This is a genomic window from Actinomadura napierensis (assembly GCF_039529375.1).
Classification (GTDB): domain Bacteria; phylum Actinomycetota; class Actinomycetes; order Streptosporangiales; family Streptosporangiaceae; genus Spirillospora; species Spirillospora napierensis.
Genome location: NZ_BAAAMR010000074.1, coordinates 24,437 through 45,241 on the forward strand (window position 1 = coordinate 24,437; position 20,805 = coordinate 45,241).

Consider the following 20,805-nt stretch of genomic DNA (forward strand, 5'->3'; position numbering starts at 1 on the left):
TGTCAGCACTCGATGACGTTGACGGCCAGGCCGCCGCGGGACGTCTCCTTGTACTTCTCGAGCATGTCGCGGCCGGTGTCGCGCATGGTCTTGATGGCCTTGTCGAGGGAGACGAAGTGGCGGCCGTCGCCCCGCAGGGAGATCCGGGCGGCGCTGATGGCCTTGATGGCGCCGACGGCGTTGCGCTCGATGCAGGGGACCTGGACGAGGCCGCCGACGGGGTCGCAGGTGAGACCGAGGTTGTGCTCGATGCCGATCTCGGCGGCGTTCTCGACCTGCTCGGGGGTGCCGCCGAGGACCTCGGTGAGCCCGGCGGCGGCCATCGAGCAGGCGGAGCCGACCTCGCCCTGGCAGCCGACCTCGGCGCCGGAGATGGAGGCGTTCTGCTTGAACAGGACGCCGATCGCGCCGGCCGTGAGCAGGAAGCGGACGACGCTCTCGTCATTGCCGCCCTGCACGAACCGGTCGTAGTAGTGCAGGACGGCCGGGATGATGCCCGCGGCGCCGTTGGTGGGGGCGGTGACGATGCGTCCGCCGGCGGCGTTCTCCTCGTTGACGGCGAGGGCGAAAAGGGTGACCCAGTCCATCGCGTGCAGCGGGTCGGACGCCTTTTCGACGGACAGCTGGCGGTGCAGCTGCGGGGCGCGGCGGCGCACTTTCAGGCCGCCCGGCAGCAGCCCTTCGCGGGTGCAGCCGCGGGTGACGCAGGCCCGCATGACCTGCCAGAGCGTGAGGAGACCGTCGCGGATCTCCTGCTCGGTGCGGCCGAACGCCTTCTCGTTCTCCAGCATGAGCGCGGAAATGGACAGGCCCGTTTCGCGGCAGCGGTCGAGGAGTTCGGCGGCGGTGTCGAAACGGTGCGGCAGGACGGTGTCGTCCGGCTTGATGCGGTCGGCGCCGGTGGCGTTCTCGTCCACGATGAAGCCGCCGCCGACCGAGTAGTAGACCCTGGACCGCAGTTCGTCGCCGGACGCGTCGAACGCGGTGAAGCGCATTCCGTTCGGGTGGCCGGGCAGCGATTCCTTGCGCTCGAACACCAGGTGCTCGCCGACGGCGAACGGGACGTCGTGCGAGCCGAACAGGCGCAGTTCCTTGCGTTCGCGAATGGCGGCGAGCCGTTCGTCCACCCCGTCGACGTCGACGGTCTCCGGCTTGTCGCCTTCGAGGCCGAGGATGACGGCCTTGTCGGAGCCGTGGCCCTTTCCGGTGAGGCCGAGCGAGCCGTAGAGGATCGCCTGGACGGACGCGGTCTTCTCCAGCAGCCCGTCCCGCCGCAACCCGCGGGCGAAACGGTGGGCCGCCGCCATGGGGCCGCCCGTGTGCGAGGACGAAGGGCCGATGCCGATCTTGAAGAGGTCGAAAACGCTGATGGCCATGGGTGCCACCTCGTCGTAGCGCGCGCCCCCTCCCCGCGAGGGAAGGGGGCGCGGAGGAGTTACAGGTCGGGGTAGAGCGGGTGCTTGTCGGCGAGCGCCTTCGCCCGCGCGGACAGCGCGCCGGCGTCGAAGGACGGCTGCAGCGCCAGCGCGATGACGTCGGCGACCTCGGCGAAGTCCTCGGCGGTGAAGCCGCGGGTCGCGAGGGCGGGCGTGCCGATGCGCAGGCCGGACGTCACCATCGGCGGGCGCGGGTCGTTCGGGACCGCGTTCCGGTTGACGGTGATGCCGATCTCGTGCAGCCGGTCCTCGGCGTCGCGCCCGGTCAGCTCGGAGTCGACCAGGTCGACCAGGACGAGGTGCACGTCCGTGCCGCCGGTCAGCACCTTCACGCCGGCCTTCGCCGAGTCCTCGGCGAGCAGCCGCTCGGCGAGGATCTTCGCGCCCTCGACCGTGACGGCCTGCCGGGCCTTGAACTCGTCCGACGCGGCGATCTTCAGCGCGACCGCCTTGGCGGCGATCACGTGCTCCAGCGGGCCGCCCTGCATGCCCGGGAACACCGCCGAGTTGATCTTCTTGCCGTACTCCTCGCGGGCGAGGATCAGGCCGCCGCGCGGGCCGCCGAGCGTCTTGTGCGTCGTGGTGGTGACGATGTCGGCGTGCGGGACGGGGGAGGGGTGCAGCCCCGCCGCGACCAGCCCGGCGAAGTGCGCCATGTCCACCATCAGCAGAGCCCCGACCGAGTCGGCGATCTCGCGGAACGCGGCGAAGTCCAGCTGCCGCGGGTACGCCGACCAGCCCGCCACGATCATCTTCGGCCGGTGCTCGGCGGCGAGCGAGGCGACCTCGTCCATGTCGACCAGGCCGTCCTCGGCGCGGACGTGGTAGGGCACCACGTTCAGCACCTTGCCGGAGTAGTTCAGCCGCATCCCGTGGGTGAGGTGCCCGCCGTGCGCGAGGTCGAGGCCGAGGATGGTGTCGCCGTGCTGCAGCAGCGCGAAGTAGACCGCGGTGTTGGCCTGCGCGCCGCTGTGCGGCTGCACGTTCGCGTGATCCGCGCCGAACAGGGCCTTCGCCCGGTCGATCGCGAGCTGCTCGGTGACGTCCACGTACTCGCAGCCGCCGTAGTACCGCCGGCCCGGGTACCCCTCGGCGTACTTGTTGGTCAGGACGGAGCCCTGCGCCTCCAGCACCGACACCGGCGCGAAGTTCTCCGACGCGATCATCTCGAGGGTGGACTGCTGGCGGCGCAGCTCGGCGTCCACCGCCGCGGCGACCTCCGGGTCGGCCGCGGCGAGGGAGTCATGCAGACCCACGTCAGCTCTCCTCGATCAGCTTGTCGTAGGACTCGGCGTCCAGCAGGTCGCCCGGCTCGTCGGAGATCCGCACCTTGAAGATCCAGCCCTCGCCGTACGGGTCGTCGTTGATCACCTTGGGCTCGTCCACCACCGCGCCGTTGATCGCGGTGATCTCGCCGCTGACCGGCGAGAACAGGTCGCTGACCGACTTGGTCGACTCGATCTCCCCGCACGGCTCGCCGGCCTCGACGTTGTCGCCCTCGGAGGGCTGCAGCTCGAGGTAGACGATCTCGCCGAGCGCGTCGGCGGCGTGCGCGGTGATGCCGACCGTGACGATGCCGTCCTCTGCTTCTGAACCAGCAGGGCCGAGGCCGGCCACCCACTCGTGCTCTTCGCTGTAGCGGAGCTGCTCCGGAACGCTCACGTCTTTTTCTCTCTTTCAGGAACGCTTGTAGAACGGCAGTGCGACCACGTCGACCGGCTCCTGCCTGCCGCGCACATCCACGGCGAGGCCGGTCTCCTCGACGCCGCTGTCGAGGTAGGCCATGGCGATCGGCCTGCCCAGTGTGGGCGACGGGGCACCGCTCGTCACCACACCGCACGGCGTGCCGCCGGACGTGACGACCTGGTACCCCTTCCGGGGCGCGCGACGCCCGCGCGCCACCAGTCCCACGAGCCTACGGCCCGCGGGGGTCTGCGCCTGCGCCGCCAGGGCGGCCTTGCCGACGAAGTCGACCGCCTTCTCGAGTTTGACGACACGTCCGAGGCCGGCCTCGAACGGGGTGGTCTCCGCGGTCAGCTCGTTGCCGTACAGCGGCATGCCCGCCTCCAGCCGCAGCGTGTCCCGCGCCGACAGCCCGGCGGGCACCACCCCGTCGACCGCGGCCAGCGCCTTCCACAGCGCGACGGCGTCGGACGCGTCGACGAACAGCTCGAAGCCGTCCTCGCCGGTGTAGCCGGTACGGGCGATGAGGGCGTCCACCTCGGCGACGCGGTCGGCGAGGATCGCGTAGTAGCGCAGGTCGGCGAGCGGCGCGCCGGTGAACCCCTCCAGGATCGCCTGCGCCCGCGGGCCCTGCAGGGCGATCAGCGCGTAGGCGTCGGAGCGGTCGTCCACGGCGGCCTCGAAGCCCGCGGCCCGCTCGGTCAGCGCCTCCCGGACGACCGCGACGTTCGACGCGTTCGCGACGACCATCCACGTCTCGTCCGCCAGCCGGTAGACGATCAGGTCGTCCAGGACGCCGCCGTCCGGATCGCAGATCATCGTGTAGCGGGCCTTGCCCACCGCCATCGGCGACAGGTTCCCGACCAGCGCGTAGTCGAGCGCGTTGGCCGCGCCCGGACCGGACAGGAAGATCTCTCCCATGTGGGACAGGTCGAACAGCCCCGCGCCGGTGCGGACGGCCTGGTGCTCGGCGGTCTCGCTCGCGTAGCGCAGCGGCATCAGATGGCCGGCGAAGTCGACGAGATTCGCGCCGAGGTCCTGGTGGACGTCGTGCAGCGGCGTCTTCTTCGCGGCCTTCGAGGACGGATCGGCGGACATCGGTTCGGCTCCTTCGTCACGGGCGCGCGTGGTCCATCGTCCCACTCGCGCACCGGGCGTATCGGTGCCTCCCCCTCTGTCATCGGCGCCTGAGAGCTTCACCCGCCGCCCCGGTACGGGACGCGGCGCGGGCTTTCACCTTCGGCGGGGGAACGCGTCCCCGCTTTCCAGAGGTCGCCTGCTCCGTGCGGTCCATGGGCCTGAGAGGTTCCGGGGAGGATTTGCTCCTTCGGCGTCCCACACCGGCTGCGTAGGACTCTCCCGCACGGGATTAACGGCTGCGCGCAAGGCTAGCAGCGGCAACGCCATGCCACCAGCGCCCGACGCCGGCTCCGCACGCGGGCTCGGCGGCGTGCCGGCCTCAGGCGTTGCGATCGCGTGCGAAGCCAAGTTCGAGCCTGCGAGGACTTGATCGCGCAGCGAGCCCCCAGGCCCGACCGCCGAGGGCGATGCAATGGGCGGGTGTCTATTTGGGCGTCGCCGCGGGGGTGCCGGACATCGCCTTCACGCACGTCTGCAGCGCCGCCTTGATCTTGGCCAGCTCGGCCTTGGACGGCGTAGAACTCGGGTGCGGGCTGGGCATCGTCACGCCCTGCTTGCGCACGCAGTCGTTGAACTTCTTGGCGGCCGCCGCCGTCCCGCCGCCCGGGGCGGTCGGCACGGCGCTCGCGCCGCCGCCGGCCGAGCCGCCGGACCCGTCGGACGTCCCGGACGGCGCCGGTGCCGTCGCCGGGGAGGAGGCCGGGGAACCGGACGCGGCCGAGTCCTTCTTGCCGTCCGAGCCGCCGCATCCGCCGAGCGCGAGCGACAACGCCAGGACCGCCACGAGACTGCGCTTCACAGGGATCACTTCTCCAGGGACCGGGATGGAAAGCGCCATGATGCGCAGAAAACCGTGCGCGCGCATACCGACGCGCATGCCAAGAAAACGCGGTTCGCTTAGCACCGCACCTCATAACGGGCGCTCTAGAGCGGCGTCACATAGGCCCCGGAGATGCCGCCGTCCACCAGGAACTCCGACGCCGTGATGAACGACGCGTCGTCCGACGCCAGGAACGCGACCGCCGCCGCGATCTCCGACGCCTCGGCGAAGCGCCCCACCGGGACGTGGACGAGGCGCCGCGCGGCCCGCTCCGGGTCCTTGGCGAACAGCTCCTGGAGGAGGGGGGTGTTCACGGGTCCGGGGCACAGCGCGTTCACGCGGACGCCCTGCCGCGCGAACTGCACGCCCAGTTCCCGGGACATCGCCAGGACGCCGCCCTTGGACGCGGTGTAGGAGATCTGCGAGGTCGCCGCGCCCATCACCGCCACGAACGACGCCGTGTTGATGATCGACCCCTTGCCCTGCTCCAGCATGTACGGGATGACGTGCTTGCAGCACAGGTAGACGCTGGTCAGGTTGACGTCCTGGACGCGCTTCCAGGCGTCCAGGCCGGTCTCCAGGATCGAGTCGTCGTCGGGCGGGGAGATCCCGGCGTTGTTGAACGCGACGTCGATGCGCCCGTAGGCGTCCCGGACCGTCCGGTAGAGGGCCTTGACCTCGTCCTCGCCGGTCACGTCCACCTTGACGAACAGGCCGCCGAGCTCCTCGGCGGCGCTCTTGCCGGCGGTCTCGTCGACGTCGGCCACGACGACCTTCGCGCCCTCTTCGGTGAAACGGCGCGCGGTGGCCAGGCCGATGCCGCTGGCGCCGCCGGTCACGACGGCCACCCGGCCTTCCAGACGCTGCATGCTGCTCTCTCTCCTGTCACTGACCGAAACTTGCGGGGGCTACTCGCTCGCGATGAAGACGTTCTTGGTCTCGGTGAACGCGCCGAGCGCGTCCGGGCCCAGCTCGCGGCCGAGGCCGGACTGCTTGAACCCGCCGAACGGCGTCCAGTACCGCACGGACGAGTGGGAGTTCACCGACAGGTTCCCGGCCTCGACGGCGCGGGAGGCGCGCAGGGCGCGGCCGATGTCGCGGGTCCAGATGGAGCCGGACAGCCCGTAGGGGGTGTCGTTGGCGATCCGGTACGCGTCGGCCTCGTCCTCGAACGGGACGACGGCGACGACCGGCCCGAACACCTCGTCGTGCCAGGCCGGCAGGGTCGCGTAGTCCGGGGAGGCGAGGACGGTCGGCGGGAACCAGAACCCGGGGCCCTCGGGCGCCGAACCGCGGATCACGACGGGCGCGCCGTCGGGCACGTAGGAGGCGACCCGGTCCCGGTGCGCGGCGCTGATCAGCGGCCCGACCTCGGTCTTGTCATCGCGCGGGTCGCCGACGGCGACGCCGTGCACGGCCGGTTCGAGCAGTTCGAGGAACCGGTCGTAGACGGGACGTTCCACCAGGATCCGGGAACGGGCGCAGCAGTCCTGGCCGGCGTTCTCGAACACCGCGTACGGGGCGGTCGCGGCGGCCTTCTCCAGGTCGGCGTCCGCGAACACGATGTTCGCGGACTTGCCGCCGAGCTCCAGCGTCAGCCGCTTCACGCCGGGCGCGCACGCCTGCATGATCTCCTTGCCGACCCGCGTCGAGCCGGTGAAGACGATCTTGCGGACGTCCGGATGGTCGACCAGCCGCCGTCCCGCCACCGGCCCCGCGCCCGGCAGCACCTGGAGCACGTGTTCCGGGAGGCCCGCCTCCAGCGCCAGCTCTCCGAGGCGGCGCGCGGTGAGCGGGGTCAGCTCCGCCGGCTTGACGATCACCGTGTTGCCCGCGGCGAGCGCCGGCGCCATGCCCCAGCCCATGATCGGCATCGGGAAGTTCCACGGCACGATCACGCCGACGACCCCGAGCGGCTCGGCGAACGTCACGTTCAGTCCGCCCGGCACCGGGATCTGCCGCCCGGTGAGCCGTTCGGGCGCGGCGGCGTAGTAGTGCAGGACGTCCCGCAGGTTGCCCGCCTCCCAGCGCGCCTGCCCGATCGGATGCCCGGCGTTGCGGACCTCCAGCTCGGCCAGCTCGTCCAGGTGCGCGTCGACCTTCTCGGCGAACGCCCGCAGCAGCCGGGCCCGGTCGCCGGGCGCCACGTCCCGCCACGCCGGGAACGCCCGCCCGGCCCGCTCCACGGCCGCGTCGGCCTCGTCCGCCGACGCCAGCGCGACGACCTCCACGACCTCCTCGGTCGCCGGATTCAGAACCTCGAACTCGCTCATGTCCCCTCGATGCTGTCGTTGACTTGCGGCGAGTCGTCGTTATGAGCCGCGCCATAACGACGACTCGCCGCAAGTGAACGTGGTTCGGTCAGGCGGCGCGGCCGGCCGCGGGCGGCTATAGGCGCTCGAAGCCGCGGTAGAGCTCCCAGTCGGTCACCGCGCGGTCGTAGGCGGCCAGTTCCACGGCCGCGTAGTTGGCGTAGTGGTCCACGACCTCCTTGCCGAACGCGTCCACGGCCAGGGCGCTTCGCCCCCAGTCGGCGGCGGCGTCGCGGAGCGTCGCGACGACGGTCTCCGCGTCGGTCGCGTAGGCGTTGCCCGCGTACGGCTCCTCCAGCGGCAGCTCGTTCTCGATGCCGTGCAGACCGGCCGCGACCAGCGCCGACACCGCCAGGTACGGGTTGACGTCGCCGCCCGGCACCCGGTTCTCGATGCGCAGCGACGGTCCGTGCCCGACGAGCCGCAGCGCGCACGTCCGGTTGTCCACGCCCCACTTGATCGCGGTCGGTGCGAACGAGCCCGGCTGGTAGCGCTTGTAGGAGTTGATGTTCGGCGCGTACAGCAGGGTGAAGTCGCGCAGGCACGCCTGCTGGCCCGCGATGAAGTGCTCGCCGATCTTCGACAGCCCGTGCGGGCCGTCCCCGGCCAGGACCGGCGTCCCGGCGGCGTCGCGCAGCGAGATGTGCACGTGGCAGGAGTTGCCCTCCCGCTCGTTCGGCTTGGCCATGAAGGTGATCGACATACCCTCCTGGGCGGCGATCTCTTTCGCGCCGGTCTTGTACAGGACATGGTTGTCGCACGTCCGCAGCGCCTCGTCGAACCGGAACGCGATCTCGTGCTGGCCGAGGTTGCACTCGCCCTTGGCCGACTCGACGTACATCCCCGCGCCGGTCATGCCGTTGCGGATCCGGCGCAGCAGCGGTTCGACGCGGGCGCCCCCGAGCAGCGAGTAGTCCACGTTGTACTGGTTGGCCGGGGTGAGGTCGCGGTACGCCTTCCGCCAGGCGTCCTCGTAGGAGTCCTGGTAGACGACGAACTCCAGTTCGGTCCCGACGTAGGCGCCCCAGCCCCGCTCGGCCAGCCTGGCGAGCTGGCGCCGCAGGATCTGCCGGGGCGAGGGCGCCACGTCGGAGCCGTCCTCCCACACGATGTCGGCGTGGACCAGCGCCGCGCCCTCCTGCCAGGGGATCCGGCGGAGCGTCCCGAGGTCGGGGCGCATGACGAAGTCGCCGTAGCCCCGCTCCCAGGACGACATCGCGTAGCCGTCCACCGTGTTCATGTCGACGTCGACGGCCAGCAGGTAGTTGCAGCCCTCCGAGCCGTGCCCGGCCACCTCCTCCAGGAAGTAGCGGGACGACAGCCGCTTGCCCTGCAGGCGCCCCTGCATGTCGACGATCGCCACGATCACGGTGTCGATCCGGCCCTCCGCCGCCTCCCCGCGCAGTTCGTCGAGGGTGAGCGATGTGGTCACGTTCCCGGTCTCCTAACGGGCGCTAGCCCAGCGACTGGAGTTCCTGCTCGATGGCCGCCAGCTCCTCGGCGCTGCCCTGCACCTTCGGGCCGGTGAACCACTTGCGGGCCGACAGCACCCACCACAGCCCCGCGCCGCCGAGGACGATCAGGATCGCGATGGGGGAGTAGTTGAAGCTGTCTTTGGTGATCGGGTTCGCCGGCGGCAGCATGAACAGCACCGAGATGACGACGACCCAGGCGACCGCGAGGATCCCGACCGGCCTGCTCCACCGGCCGAGGTTCCACGGGCCGGGCCTGAAGTCCTTGCCCTGCCGCAGCCGCAGGAACGTCGGGATCACGTAGGCGATGTAGAGGCCGATCACCGCGACCGACGTCACCGCCAGGTACGCGGTCAGGTTCCAGATCGCCGGCAGGGCCAGCACGAACGCGCCGCCGGCGGCCAGCCAGATCGCGTTGGTGGGCGTCCGGCTGCGCTTGTTGATGCGGTGCCAGAAGGACGAGAGCGGCAGCGCCCCGTCCCGGGAGAACGCGTAGATCATCCGGGAGTTCGCCGTCACCGAGGACATCCCGCAGAAGAACTGCGCGCCGAACGACACCAGGATCAGCAGCTTGCCCATCGTGTCGCCGGTCGCCGCGATGAAGATCTCCGCGGGCCCGCCCGCGACCGCCTTGCCGTAGTCCTGGATGGCGAAGGTGACGCCGAGCAGCAGCACCCAGCCCGCCACGACCGAGATCAGCACCGAGTTCACGATGCCCTTCGGCCCGGACCGCGCCGCGTCGTGCGTCTCCTCGGTCATGTGCGCGGACGCGTCGTACCCGGTCAGCGTGTACTGCGACAGCAGCAGGCCGATCAGCGCCGCGTACGCGCCGTACTGCCAGCCCGTCTCGTTGACGAACTTGCTGAACACGAACCCGGCCGACTGGTGGTGCGACGGCTTGAACGCCAGCACCCCGACCACGAACGCGACGCCGAGCACGTGCCACCACACGCTCACGCTGCTCAGGATCGAGACGATCTTCACGCCGAACTGGTTCAGCAGCGCGTGCACGACCAGCAGGACCGCGAACAGCAGGAACGTGTGGCCGAGCGTCACCGAGTAGCCGAACTGCAGGTCCAGCAGCGGGTTCAGGAACGCCGCCGACCCGTAGACGATCGCGGCGGTCACCGCGACCTGGCCGATGAAGTTGAACCAGCCGGTGAACCACGACCACGCCGCCCCGTTCGTCCGGGCGAGCTTGGCGGACCAGTAGTACAGGCCGCCGGCGGTCGGGTAGCTGGAGCACACCTCGGCCATCGCCAGCGCGACCAGCAGCGTCATCGCGCCGACGCCGAGCCAGCCCCACGTGATGACGACGGGGCCGCCGCCCTTGAGGCCGATGGTGTAGGAGGTCAGGCAGCCCGACAGCACCGAGATGATGGTGAAGGAGACCGCGAAGTTGGAGAAGCCGGACATGGACCGGCTGAGTTCCTGGGCGTAGCCCAGCTCGTGCAGCCGTTTCTCGTCGTCGGACATGGGGTCGGGGATGCCTTGTGCTCGTCGATGCTCACGAGCACCTCCTCGCGTGCCACGGGGGGTTTCGACACAGCCGCAATGGGCTAATGACAGACCATTAATGTTTGCGGAGGGGGCCGCGTCAACCCCCCGGACCCCGACGAAACGCACATGTAACGTGGAGCCCGAAGCCCCCGCGGACCGAAGGACGGTCATGCCCGCACCCGAGCCCGGCCCCGGCGTCCCCGACCTGGCGGCCGCGGCGGTGTTCCGGCCCGTCCGGACCGGCAACGCCTTCGAGGAGACCGTCGAGCGCCTCCTCCAGGCGATCAAGCTGGGCGTCGTCGACCGCGGCGACCGGCTCCCGCCCGAACGCGAGCTGGCCCCGCTGCTCGGCGTGAGCCGCGTCACGCTCCGCGAGGCGATCCGGGCCGTCCAGCAGGAGGGCTACGTCGAGTCGAGGCGCGGCCGGTTCGGCGGCACGTTCGTCACCTACGAGCGCCCGCGGCCCCGCCAGTCCGACCTGAGACGGGCGCTCGCCGAGATGGGCGACGGCCTCAACGACACCCTCACCTTCCGGATGGCCGTCGAGACCGGGGCCGCCCAGATCCTCGCCACCACCCGGCTGACGCAGGACCAGCGGGCCGGGCTGCGCGCCCGCCTCGCCGAGCTGAACGCCGCCGGCCCCGACGAGTACCGCCGCCTCGACACCCTGTTCCACCTGTCGATCGCCGAGATGACCGGCTCCGCGCTGCTGTCGGCCGCCTGCGCCGACGCCCGGATGCGGGTCACCGACCTGCTCAACGCCATCCCCGTCCTCGGCCGCAACATCGAGCACGCCGCCGTCCAGCACGCCGCGATCGCCGAGGCGATCCTGGCGGGCGACGCCGAGGCCGCCCGCCGCGCCGTCGCCGAGCACCTCGAGGGCACCGCCGCCCTCCTGCGGGGCTTCCTCGGCTAGCTCAACCAAACCCGGCGCGTTGACGTACTCTGAGGTGGTTGCTGGTGGCCACCCCTCGGTGCGCGGGGTGCACGACGGAGGGGCATGACGCATGGGCTGGCTGGCGGGAGTACTGATCCTGTTCTTCGGCCTGCTGGCGTCGATCGCGCTGCACGAGCTCGGGCACTTCAGCTTCGCCAAGCTCTTCCGGGTCCGCACGACGCAGTTCATGGTCGGGTTCGGCCCGACGATGTGGTCCAAGCGCAAGGGTGAGACCGAGTACGGCGTCAAGTGGATCCCGCTCGGCGGCTACATCCGCATGATCGGGATGCTGCCGCCGCGCAAGGGCGACGCCCCCGGCACCGTGCGGCAGATCAGCACCGGCCCGTGGCAGGGCCTCATCGAGTCCGCGCGCGGCGCGGCGCTGGAGGAGGTGCGGCCGGACGACGGCGACCGCGTGTTCTACGCCAAGCCGTGGTGGCAGAAGCTGATCATCATGTTCGCCGGCCCGGCGATGAACCTGGTGCTGGCGGTCGTCTTCTTCTCGATCCTGCTGATGGGCATCGGGCAGCAGACCCCGCAGCCGGTCATCCAGCAGGTGTCGGAGTGCATCGTCCCGGCGAGCCAGTCCGACCTGACCAAGTGCCCGGCCGGCGCCGTGCCGACGCCCGCGCACCAGGCAGGGCTGCAGCCCGGCGACCGGATCGTGTCCTACCAGGGGCACAAGATCGGCGACTACGACCGGCTGCAGAAGCTGATCCGCGACTCCGGCGGGCAGACCGTCGCCATGACGATCCGGCGCGACGGCCGCGACATGACGCTGAACGTCCCGATCGTCCGCAACCAGATGCACGACCTCCAGGACGACACGAAGATCGTCAACGTGGGCTTCCTCGGCATCACGCCCACCGAGGCGATGGAGCGGCAGGGCCCCGGCGCCGTCGCCGACGCCATGGGGTCCATGACCAAGCACACCGCGGGTGCGCTCGTCCGGATGCCGCAGAAGATGGTCGGCGTCTGGAACGCCGCGTTCGGCGGCGAGAAGCGCGACCCGAACGGCCCGGTCGGCGTGGTCGGCGTCAGCCGCATCGGCGGCGACGTCGCGTCCTCCAAGGCCCTCTCGACCACCGAGAAGGTCTGGTACTTCGTGATGCTGCTCGGCTCGCTGAACCTCGCGGTCGGGCTGTTCAACCTCGTCCCGCTGCTCCCGCTGGACGGCGGCCACATGGCCGGCGCCCTGCTGGAGGCCGTGAAGAAGGCGTTCGCCCGGGTGTTCCGCAAGCCCGACCCCGGCTACGTCGACGTCGCCAAGGCACTGCCCGTCACCTACGTGATGGCGGCCGTCCTGATCGTCATGGGCGGACTGCTCATCTACGCCGACGTCTTCAACCCGATCCGCTTCAAGGGCTGATCGGGCTTCGAGGGCTGGTCAGACGGCGACCGGCATCTCGCCGGTCTTGAGGAACGCGTCCAGCGCCGCCTCGTAGGGGGCGATGTCCAGGCCCTGCGCCGCCAGCCACACGTCCGACCCGTAGGTGCCCGCGTAGCGCTCGCCGCCGTCGCAGATCAGCGTCACCACGCTGCCGCGCTCCCCGCGCGCCCGCATCTGCGCGATCAGCTCCGCCGCGCCCCACATGTTGGTGCCGGTGGAGCCGCCCACGTCCCGGCCGCTGACGCGGCTCGTCCAGCGCATCGCCGCGACGGACGCCGCGTCCGGCACCTGGATCATCCGGTCGATCACCGTCGGCAGGAACGACGGCTCGACCCGCGGCCGGCCGATGCCCTCGATCCGCGAGCCCGCCGCGGTCCGCTCCGGGTCGCCGTCGGCGAACGAGCCGAAGAACGCCGAGCCCTCCGGGTCGACCACCGCGAGCCGTGTCTGGAACCGCCGGTACCGCGCGTACCGGCCGATCGTCGCGGACGTCCCGCCGGTGCCCGCGCCGACCACGACCCACGCGGGCTCGGGGAAGCGCTCCAGTCCCATCTGCTCGAAGATCGACTCGGCGATGTTGTTGTTGCCGCGCCAGTCCGTCGCCCGTTCCGCGTAGGTGAACTGGTCCATGAAGTGGCCGCCGCACTCGGCCGCGAGCCGCCGCGACTCGTCGTAGATCGAGGACGGGTCGTCCACCAGGTGGCACCGGCCGCCGTAGAACTCGATGAGGCCGATCTTCTCCGGGCTCGTGGACGCCGGCATCACCGCGACGAACGGCAGCCCGAGCAGCCGCGCGAAGTACGCCTCCGACACCGCCGTCGACCCGCTGGACGCCTCGATGATCACGGTGCCCTCGCGGATCCAGCCGTTCGCCAGCCCGTACAGGAACAGCGACCGCGCCAGCCGGTGCTTCAGCGACCCGGTCGGATGCACCGACTCGTCCTTCAGGTACAGGTCGATGCCCCATTCGGGCGGCAGCGGGAACACGTGCAGGTGCGTGTCGGCGCTGCGGTTGGCGTCGGCCTCGACCTTGCGGATCGCCTCGGCGATCCAGGCCCGGCACCCCGGGTCGCAGCGGTCGGCGATACGGCTCACGTGATGTTCCCCTCGATCCTCGTCGATCGGCCGGGTCCCACGATATCCCCGCATGTCACCGGGCATTATGGTGCACGGCAGGGGGACACATGATCGACCTTTTCCGGCAGCGCATCGTGGAGACCGGACGGCTGCCGCTGTTCGGCTTCTTCACCGCGTTCATCGTGACGTTCGTGCTGACGCGCGTGGTCGTGCGGCTGATCCGGGCGAACGTGAGCGGGTGGTTCGGCAACGTGCGGGCCGGCGACACCCACGTCCACCACGTGGTGTTCGGCGTCGTGCTGATGCTGGTCGGCGGCATCGCGAGCCTCGCCACCCCGGACGCCTACGTCGCGCTCGACTGCATCGCGGCCGTCGTGTTCGGGGCGGGCTCCGCGCTCGTCCTGGACGAGTTCGCGCTGCTGCTGCACCTCAGCGACGTCTACTGGACGGAGAAGGGCCGCGCGTCCGTCGACGCCGTCTTCGTCGCCATCGCCGTCACCGGGCTGCTGCTGCTCGGCATCCGCCCGTTCGGGTTCGCCGACGCCGTCCCCGACCCGGCCGGCAGCGTGCTCGCCCAGGCGTACTTCGCCTCGACCGTCGCCGACCTCGTCCTCGCCGTGATCGCCCTGCTGAAGGGCAAGATCTGGACGGGCCTGATCGGGCTGTTCCTGCCCGTCCTGCTGGTGGTCGGCGCGATCCGCGTGGCGCGTCCGGGCTCGCCGTGGTCGCGCTGGCGCTATGACCCGGACTCGCGCAAGTACCAGCGGGCCGTCCGCCGCGAGGTCCGCTTCCGGCGCCCGCTGATCCGGGCGAAGATCTGGGTGCAGGAGTTCATCGCGGGCCGGCACGACCTCATCCCGCCCGAGTTGCTGCCGCGCGCCGCCGACGCCGCCGACCGCGCCCGCCGCCGCAGGCTGGCCCGCGCGGCCCGCAAGGCGGCCGCCCGGGACCAGCGCAGGGCCGCGGCCCGCACCCGCCGGAGCGTCGCCGACCGCCTCCAGCGCCGCGCGTTCGCGCGCGGCCGCACCGTCTCGCGCCTGCGCACCCGCGCCGCCGCCCGCCGCTGGACCCGCCGCCTCACCACCGAGCAGCCCCCGCCCACCCCCACCCCCACTCCGCGCCCCCGCCGAAAACTCCCCACCTCCCGCCGCTAGAGCACGGGAGCCACTGCGCGGACGGTTTCGATGGTGTCGGCTTCGGCTGCCGTTTTGTCGGGGCGGTAGCGCAGGACGCGGGCGAAGCGGAGGGCAATGCCGCCGGGGTAGCGGGGGCTCTGCTGGACGCCGTCGAAGGCGATCTCGACGACGAGCTCGGGCCGGACGTGCACCGTCCAGCCGTCCTCGCGGACGGCGAGCTCGCGGAGCTTCTCGGTCTGCCAGGCGAGCAGCTCGTCGGTGAGGCCCTTGAAGGTTTTGCCGAGCATCACGAAGCCGCCGGTCTCGGGGTCGCGGGCGCCGAGGTGCAGGTTGGACAGCAGGCCCTGGCGGCGGCCGTGGCCCCACTCGACGGCGAGGACGACGAGGTCGAGGGTGTGCCGCGGCTTCACCTTGATCCAGCCGGCGCCGCGGCGGCCGGCGGTGTAGGGGGTGTCGAGCGACTTGACCAGGACGCCCTCGTGGCCGCGCGCCACGGCGTCGTCGAAGAAGTCCTTGGCGGCGGCGGGGTCGGCGGTGACGATGCGCGGTATCCGCAGGTTCTCCGGGACGGCCCGGACGAGCGCCGCGTTGCGCTCGGCGCCGGGCGCGTCGAGCAGGTCGTCGCCGTCAAGGTGCATGACGTCGAACAGGAACACCGTGAGCGGGACGGGGTCGGTGGTCTTGGCGGTGCGGGTCGCGGTGCGGGCGGCGGTGACCTGGAACGGGTGCGGTGCGCCGTCGGGGCGCAGCGCGATCACCTCGCCGTCGAACACGGCCTCGCGGACGGGCAGGTCGCGCACGGCCGCGACGACCTCGGGCAGCCGCGCGGTGATGTCGTCGAGGGTCCGGGTGAACACCCGCACCTCGCCGTCTCGGACGTGGATCTGGGCGCGGACGCCGTCGAGCTTCCACTCCACGGCGGCCTCGGCCTTCAGCTTGGCGAACGCCTCCTCCACCGACGGCGCGGACGCGGCGAGCATCGGCTTGACCGGGCGGCCGACCTCCAGCGTGAACTCGCGCAGGGCGTCGACGCCGCCGGCGAGCGCGGCGGTGGCGACGGGGCCGAGGGAGCCGCGCAGCATGAAGGCGCGCCGCACCTCCGCGGACGGCACCCCGGCCGCCGCGGCGATCGCCTCGGCCATCACCCCGTCGAGGGCGCCCTGGCGCAGCTCGCCGGACAGCAGCCGGATCAGGAAGCCCTGCTCGTCGCCGGTGGCGCGGCCGAGCAGCGCGGCGACGAGGTCGCGCCGCCGCGCGACCGACCCGGCCCCGGACACCGCGCCGATGCCGGTGAACGCGGCGTCCACCTCGGGGACGGTCAGCGACGGCTCGGCGGCGGGCGGCGGGACGTCGCGCAGCGCCGCGTACCCCACGCCGATCTGCCGCTGCGGCAGTTCCCCGGACAGGTAGGCGACCACGGTCGCGGCCTCGCCGGGCTCGGCGGCGCGCAGGCACTCCGCGAGTGCCGCGACCTTGGCCTTGCGGCCGGACGTGCCCGCCACCGCCGCCGACGTCCGCGCGATCTCCGCTATCAGCATCTCCCCATTGTGACCAGCGGGTCCGACGATCGGGCGGGCCGGGACCCCTGGTCAGCGACGGCGGCCCTGACTACGTTGACGAGTGGCGGGTCGAAGACGCGCGGGGGAGTGAGGAGCGGGGCGTGGGGCTGCAGCGCGAGCCGTTCCACCGGGTGTACTCGGCGCCGGAGCCGCCGTCGCCGTCGCGCCGGCCGCGGCTGCTGGCGCTGCTGGTCGCGCTGGTGGCGTTCGGGATTGCCGCGGTGGCGGTGTTCCTGCTGGTGCCGGGGCACGGCAAGGACGAGGCGGGGCCGAAGCCGGCGCCGCCCGGAGCGAGCACGCCGGCGGGGACGCCGGGCCGGACGGCGGGGCCGACGAGCCCGTCCACCACGCCCATGCAGGAGCAGACGATCGCCTCGCTGCCCAAGCCGTGCGCGATGGTGTCCGACCGGACCGTCCGCCGGACGATCCCGGAGGCCAAGCGGGCGGAGAGCGCCAACTCGACGTTCACCACGTGCACGTACACGGCGCGGGGGCCGCGGTTCCGCTGGCTGCGCGTCGAGGTGAACCTGCACGCGCCCGCGAAGACGCCGACGCCGGTGCAGGACGCGGAGGGCGACTACCGGGCGTCCTGGACGCAGGCGCACAACGCGCCCCTCGTCCGGACGATCAGCCTGCGGCGGCAGGGGGGCATCGGCGACGAGGCGTACCGGTGGTTCAAGGCCGACGACGGCCAGCCGACGGTCGTCGGCGAGGTGACGGCGCGGCTGCGGAACGTGCTGGTGACGGTCAGCTACAGCGAGCAGGCGGCCGCCGGCCGCGCGGACGCCCGGGAGGGGGCGTGCCTCGGCACGGCCGAGGGCGTCGCCCGCGAAGTGCTGAGCACGTTGACGCATTTCTGACCTGAATCGGCCGATCATGGCTTATTTTCTGTCAGGACCTTCTAAGGTGTTTCCGGTAAAGGGGAGGAAGTGCACCGGTCGTGCTCCCACTCGCATCCGGCGGCCGGCGTGCTTTGCGGTGCATGGGGAGGAGGAGGTCGACGACGTGATCGTGCAAGCGGTTGGAGTGTCCTGGGTGAGGTGATCTCCAGGTCAGCAGCCCGTCCCCGTCGAGTGGGGCGTGGAGTGGACCCCACTCCACGGCCCTTCGCGTTCCCGTTCCCGGGACCATTGGAAAACCGTGCGGTATTCGGCCGCGGCCATTGTGCGGGAACCCGTTTCGACGCCGAGATAAAGGGCTGCGATGTAGAACCGGTTATGGTTTCAGTAGTCCCGCACGAACCCACACGTCACGGGCCCGTCCGTCCAGGAATCCGACCTCGTCGAAGAACGCGGTGCACTTGCGGAACGCCCACGTCATCGTCTCCCGGCGGTGCTCGCTGCGCGCCGCGACCCGGCGGGCGAGCTTCGGGTCCAGCCCGACCGCCGTGTAGCACGACGGATGGACGACCTGCGTCGCCATCAGCCGGGTGGCCTGCGCCAGCGCGTACGCCGCCGCCCGCCGCCGCACCGGGGAGGCGTGCGCGACGAGCCGCTTCAGCTCCTCGCGCGCGTACCTGATGTGCCGCGCCTCCTCGATGACGTGGATCCGGGTGACCTGCCGGATCACCGGCTGCACGCCCTCGTCGGGGAACGTTAGCCGCTGGAACGCGTCGGTGAACTCCTCCACCACCAGCGTCCCCGCGAACATCGGCATCGGGTCGTACACGGTGCCGAACAGCTTGGCGGAGTGGTACTCCAGGGCCCGCGGCCGGTGCGTGCGCAGCCCGCACGTCCGCACCATCCGGCCGAACATCTTCGAGTGCCGGCACTCGTCGGCGATCTCCGTCAGCGCGTAGGCGACGTGCTCGCTGTCGTAGCGGCGCCGGTAGGCGTGCTGGACGAGCGCCTGCATCAGCAGCATCTCCGACCAGATGCCGAAGGAGGCGATGCTGCACATCTCCCGCTTGGTCAGCTCGACGCGCTGCCGGTGCGTCAGGCCGTCCCACAGCGGCGTCTCGTAGATCGACACCAGCTGCGGCGGGGCGTACCAGACGTCGGGATCCTGCGGCGCGTCCCAGTCGACGTCCACGTCCGGGTCGAAGGAGTGCTTGCGGGACGTCCGCAGCAGCCGCTCGGCGACGACCTCCCGGTCGGTGAGCTCCAGCGCGTGGTCGCCGTCCTTGCAGCGGATCCGCGCGGTCCATGTCGTCGGACGGTCGGTGAGCAGTTCGGGGGGCATCGGTCCTTCTCCTCTCCTGGGGAGTCGAGGAGGGCGGCGCGCGGCCGTGCACCGCACGGCGGGGCCCGCCCTTATTGCACGGGGATTCTGGCGAGCAGGCGCGTCGACGCGGGGGAGACCCGGGACAGGGCGTGCAGCAGGTGGCCCTCGAAGTTGACCGGGACGACGGCCTTGTTCTTGATGATGGCGTTGACGACCCGCTCGGCGACCTTCTCCGGCGGGTAGTTGCGGAGCTTGAGCGCCTTCTGGCCGCGCGTGCGGATCCGCTCGCGCTGCGCCGCGTCGCCGCCGACGAACGTGCCGTTCTTGACGATGTTGGTGGTGGCGAAGCCGGGGCACACGGCGGTGACGCCGATGCGCGAGGACGCCAGCTCGGCGCGCAGGCACTCGCTGAGCATCAGCACCCCGGCTTTGGTGGTGCAGTAGGCGGGCAGCGAGCGGGTCGGCGCGAACGCGGCGGCCGACGCGATGTTGACGATGTGCCCGCCGAAGTTGGGCTTGTCGGGCTTGTTCGGCAGCGCGTTGACGCGCTCGACCATCTGCTTGCCGAACAGCCGGGACCCGTGGATGACGCCCCACAGGTTGACGCCGAGGATGCGGTTCCAGTCGTCGACGCCGTGGTCGAGGAACGGGCCGCTGACGGCGATGCCGGCGTTGTTGACGACGACGTCGGGGACGCGGTGGGCCTGCTTCACCTCGGCGGCGAACGCCTCCATCGCGGCGGCGTCCGCGACGTCCACCTCGTAGGCGGCGCCGCCCGGGCCGAGGGTCTTGGCGAGCGTCACGGTGCGCTCGGCGGACGGCAGGTCGATGTCGGCCGCGAGGACGGTCGCGCCGCGTTCGGCGAGGGCCAGCGCGATGGCGCGGCCGAACCCGCTGCCGGCTCCGGTGACGACGGCGAGGGCCCCGTCGAAGTGCGCGAGTGGCATGCAGACCTCCGAGATGTCCCGAGCGGAATGATCCCCAACCGTACTCAGCCGGCCGCGGCGTCGGCGATGACGGCGTCGACCTCCGCCTTCCGCTCGGCCTCCTCGGCGGCGAACCGCTCGGTGTCGAGCTTCTCGGCGATGTCCTCGTCCTGGTTCATCAGGGCGTCGAGGTCGGCCTTGGACATGTCGAGCACGCCCATGTCGTCGTAGGTCCGCTGGATGCGCTCGCTCCACAGGCCGATGTCCTTGACGCACGGGACGATCCGGCTGAACAGCAGGCTCTGGAACATCTGCATGTAGGGGGAGTTCTCCACCATCTCGTCGACCTCCTTGGGGTCGATGCCGAAGTTGGTCCAGATCTCCCGGCCGCGGATGCGGTCGCGCATCAGGTAGCAGCCCTCGATGACGAACTCCTCGCGCTCCTTCAGCTCGGACGCGGAGAGCTGCTTGTAGTAGTCGCGCAGGGCGAGCCGCCCGAACGCGACGTGCCGCGCCTCGTCCTGCATGACGTAGGCGAGGATCTGCTTGGGCAGCGGCTTGGTGGTGATGTCGCGGATGACGCCGAACGCGGCGAGCGCGAGGCCCTCGATGAGCACCTGCATGCCGAGGTAGGGCATGTCCCAGCGGGAGTCGGTGAGGGTCTCGTTCAGCAGGTCCTGCAGCTTGGTGTTGATCGGGTAGACCATCCCGACCTTGTCGTGCAGGAACTTGGTGAAGACCTCGACGTGCCGGGCCTCGTCCATGGTCTGGGTGGCGGAGTAGAACTTGGAGTCGAGGTCGGGCACCGACTCCACGATCCGCGCGGCGGTGATCATGGCGCCCTGCTCGCCGTGCATGAACTGGGAGAACTGCCAGGACGTGGAGTGCTGCCGCAGTTCGCCGCGCTGCTTCTCGGTCAGCTTGTCCCAGTACTTGGTGCCGTAGATGGCCAGGGACTGGTCGGGGACGCCGAGGACGTTGTGCGGGTCGACCTCCAGGTCCCAGTCGATGCGCTTGACCGAGTCCCACTGCTTGTCCTTGCCCTTCTGGTACAGGGCGAGAAGGCGGTCGCGGCCGTCGTCGTACTCCCAGGTGAACCGGGCGTCGCCGGTCATCGGGACGTTCCAGGTGGACTTGTCGGCGGGGTCGGTGTAAAGGTCATGGGTCGACACGGGCGTTCCTCCCCGAGGGCGTTCACGTACGATGTACGTAAGACGTACGTTGTACGTACCGTGTCACGGTGCACTTACAGGT

General features: G+C 71.2%; 18 protein-coding genes and 2 riboswitches. Of the genes, 4 read left to right on the top strand and 14 right to left on the bottom strand.

All coding sequences use genetic code 11. From position 1 onward, the window contains the following. Positions 1–2: 2 nt before the first annotated feature. The 9 genes from ABD296_RS33195 to ABD296_RS33235 form a co-directional block, all read right to left on the bottom strand. On the bottom strand, positions 3–1,376 hold the full coding sequence (locus ABD296_RS33195) for an L-serine ammonia-lyase (protein ID WP_344276376.1): 1,374 nt from the start codon (positions 1,374–1,376) through the stop codon (positions 3–5). Between the two features lie 59 nt (positions 1,377–1,435). After that, entirely contained in the window at positions 1,436–2,692 is a 1,257-nt protein-coding gene (locus ABD296_RS33200) for a serine hydroxymethyltransferase (protein WP_344276379.1), read from the bottom strand. Position 2,693: 1 nt separating this feature from the next. Next, positions 2,694–3,098: a glycine cleavage system protein GcvH gene (gene gcvH, locus ABD296_RS33205; protein ID WP_344276381.1), complete on the bottom strand. Its 405-nt coding sequence runs from the start codon at positions 3,096–3,098 to the stop codon at positions 2,694–2,696. A gap of 15 nt (positions 3,099–3,113) precedes the next feature. After that, entirely contained in the window at positions 3,114–4,217 is a 1,104-nt protein-coding gene (gene gcvT, locus ABD296_RS33210) for a glycine cleavage system aminomethyltransferase GcvT (RefSeq protein WP_344276383.1), read from the bottom strand. Between the two features lie 73 nt (positions 4,218–4,290). After that, positions 4,291–4,391, bottom strand: a riboswitch (glycine riboswitch). A gap of 4 nt (positions 4,392–4,395) precedes the next feature. Continuing rightward, positions 4,396–4,491: riboswitch (glycine riboswitch) on the bottom strand. A gap of 192 nt (positions 4,492–4,683) precedes the next feature. Beyond that, on the bottom strand, positions 4,684–5,058 hold the full coding sequence (locus ABD296_RS33215; protein WP_344276386.1) for a hypothetical protein: 375 nt from the start codon (positions 5,056–5,058) through the stop codon (positions 4,684–4,686). A gap of 125 nt (positions 5,059–5,183) precedes the next feature. Further along, positions 5,184–5,948 carry a 3-oxoacyl-ACP reductase gene (locus ABD296_RS33220; RefSeq protein WP_344276389.1) on the bottom strand — a complete coding sequence of 255 codons (765 nt, stop codon included), beginning with the start codon at positions 5,946–5,948 and terminating at the stop codon, positions 5,184–5,186. Between the two features lie 39 nt (positions 5,949–5,987). Beyond that, the gene (locus ABD296_RS33225) at positions 5,988–7,352 is read right to left on the bottom strand and encodes an aldehyde dehydrogenase family protein (protein WP_344276392.1); all 1,365 of its coding nucleotides are present in this window, start codon (positions 7,350–7,352) and stop codon (positions 5,988–5,990) included. 115 nt (positions 7,353–7,467) lie between these two features. After that, positions 7,468–8,823, bottom strand: coding sequence for a glutamine synthetase family protein (locus ABD296_RS33230; RefSeq protein WP_344276395.1), 1,356 nt, complete (start codon positions 8,821–8,823; stop codon positions 7,468–7,470). Positions 8,824–8,845: 22 nt separating this feature from the next. Next, on the bottom strand, positions 8,846–10,339 hold the full coding sequence (locus ABD296_RS33235) for an amino acid permease (protein ID WP_344276398.1): 1,494 nt from the start codon (positions 10,337–10,339) through the stop codon (positions 8,846–8,848). Between the two features lie 193 nt (positions 10,340–10,532). Here ABD296_RS33235 and ABD296_RS33240 point away from each other — a divergent pair, with 193 nt between their 5' ends. Further along, positions 10,533–11,279 carry a FadR/GntR family transcriptional regulator gene (locus ABD296_RS33240; protein ID WP_344276401.1) on the top strand — a complete coding sequence of 249 codons (747 nt, stop codon included), beginning with the start codon at positions 10,533–10,535 and terminating at the stop codon, positions 11,277–11,279. A gap of 91 nt (positions 11,280–11,370) precedes the next feature. Beyond that, on the top strand, positions 11,371–12,669 hold the full coding sequence (locus tag ABD296_RS33245) for a M50 family metallopeptidase (protein WP_344276404.1): 1,299 nt from the start codon (positions 11,371–11,373) through the stop codon (positions 12,667–12,669). Positions 12,670–12,687: 18 nt separating this feature from the next. Here the strand turns inward: ABD296_RS33245 and ABD296_RS33250 are convergent, their stop codons facing one another. Then, entirely contained in the window at positions 12,688–13,785 is a 1,098-nt protein-coding gene (locus ABD296_RS33250; protein WP_344276407.1) for an L-cysteine desulfhydrase Cds1, read from the bottom strand. Between the two features lie 89 nt (positions 13,786–13,874). Between ABD296_RS33250 and ABD296_RS33255 the strand changes: the two genes are divergently transcribed. Beyond that, entirely contained in the window at positions 13,875–14,921 is a 1,047-nt protein-coding gene (locus tag ABD296_RS33255; protein WP_344276410.1) for a hypothetical protein, read from the top strand. On the opposite strand, the gene ABD296_RS33260 is transcribed toward ABD296_RS33255, so the two are convergent. After that, a complete protein-coding gene (locus tag ABD296_RS33260; RefSeq protein WP_344276413.1) occupies positions 14,918–16,441 on the bottom strand; it encodes an ATP-dependent DNA ligase in 1,524 nt (507 codons plus the stop codon). The genes ABD296_RS33255 and ABD296_RS33260 overlap by 4 nt on opposite strands. Before the next feature lie 122 nt (positions 16,442–16,563). Here ABD296_RS33260 and ABD296_RS33265 point away from each other — a divergent pair, with 122 nt between their 5' ends. Beyond that, entirely contained in the window at positions 16,564–17,322 is a 759-nt protein-coding gene (locus ABD296_RS33265) for a hypothetical protein (RefSeq protein WP_344276415.1), read from the top strand. A 355-nt stretch (positions 17,323–17,677) separates the two neighbouring features. On the opposite strand, the gene ABD296_RS33270 is transcribed toward ABD296_RS33265, so the two are convergent. The 3 genes from ABD296_RS33270 to ABD296_RS33280 form a co-directional block, all read right to left on the bottom strand. After that, complete coding sequence (locus tag ABD296_RS33270) at positions 17,678–18,643, bottom strand: AurF N-oxygenase family protein (RefSeq protein WP_344276418.1); 966 nt, start codon at positions 18,641–18,643, stop codon at positions 17,678–17,680. Between the two features lie 71 nt (positions 18,644–18,714). Further along, on the bottom strand, positions 18,715–19,572 hold the full coding sequence (locus tag ABD296_RS33275; protein ID WP_344276421.1) for an SDR family NAD(P)-dependent oxidoreductase: 858 nt from the start codon (positions 19,570–19,572) through the stop codon (positions 18,715–18,717). Positions 19,573–19,616: 44 nt separating this feature from the next. After that, positions 19,617–20,723, bottom strand: a complete 1,107-nt coding sequence (locus tag ABD296_RS33280) for a ferritin-like domain-containing protein (RefSeq protein ID WP_344276424.1) — start codon at positions 20,721–20,723, stop codon at positions 19,617–19,619. Positions 20,724–20,805 lie beyond the last annotated feature (82 nt).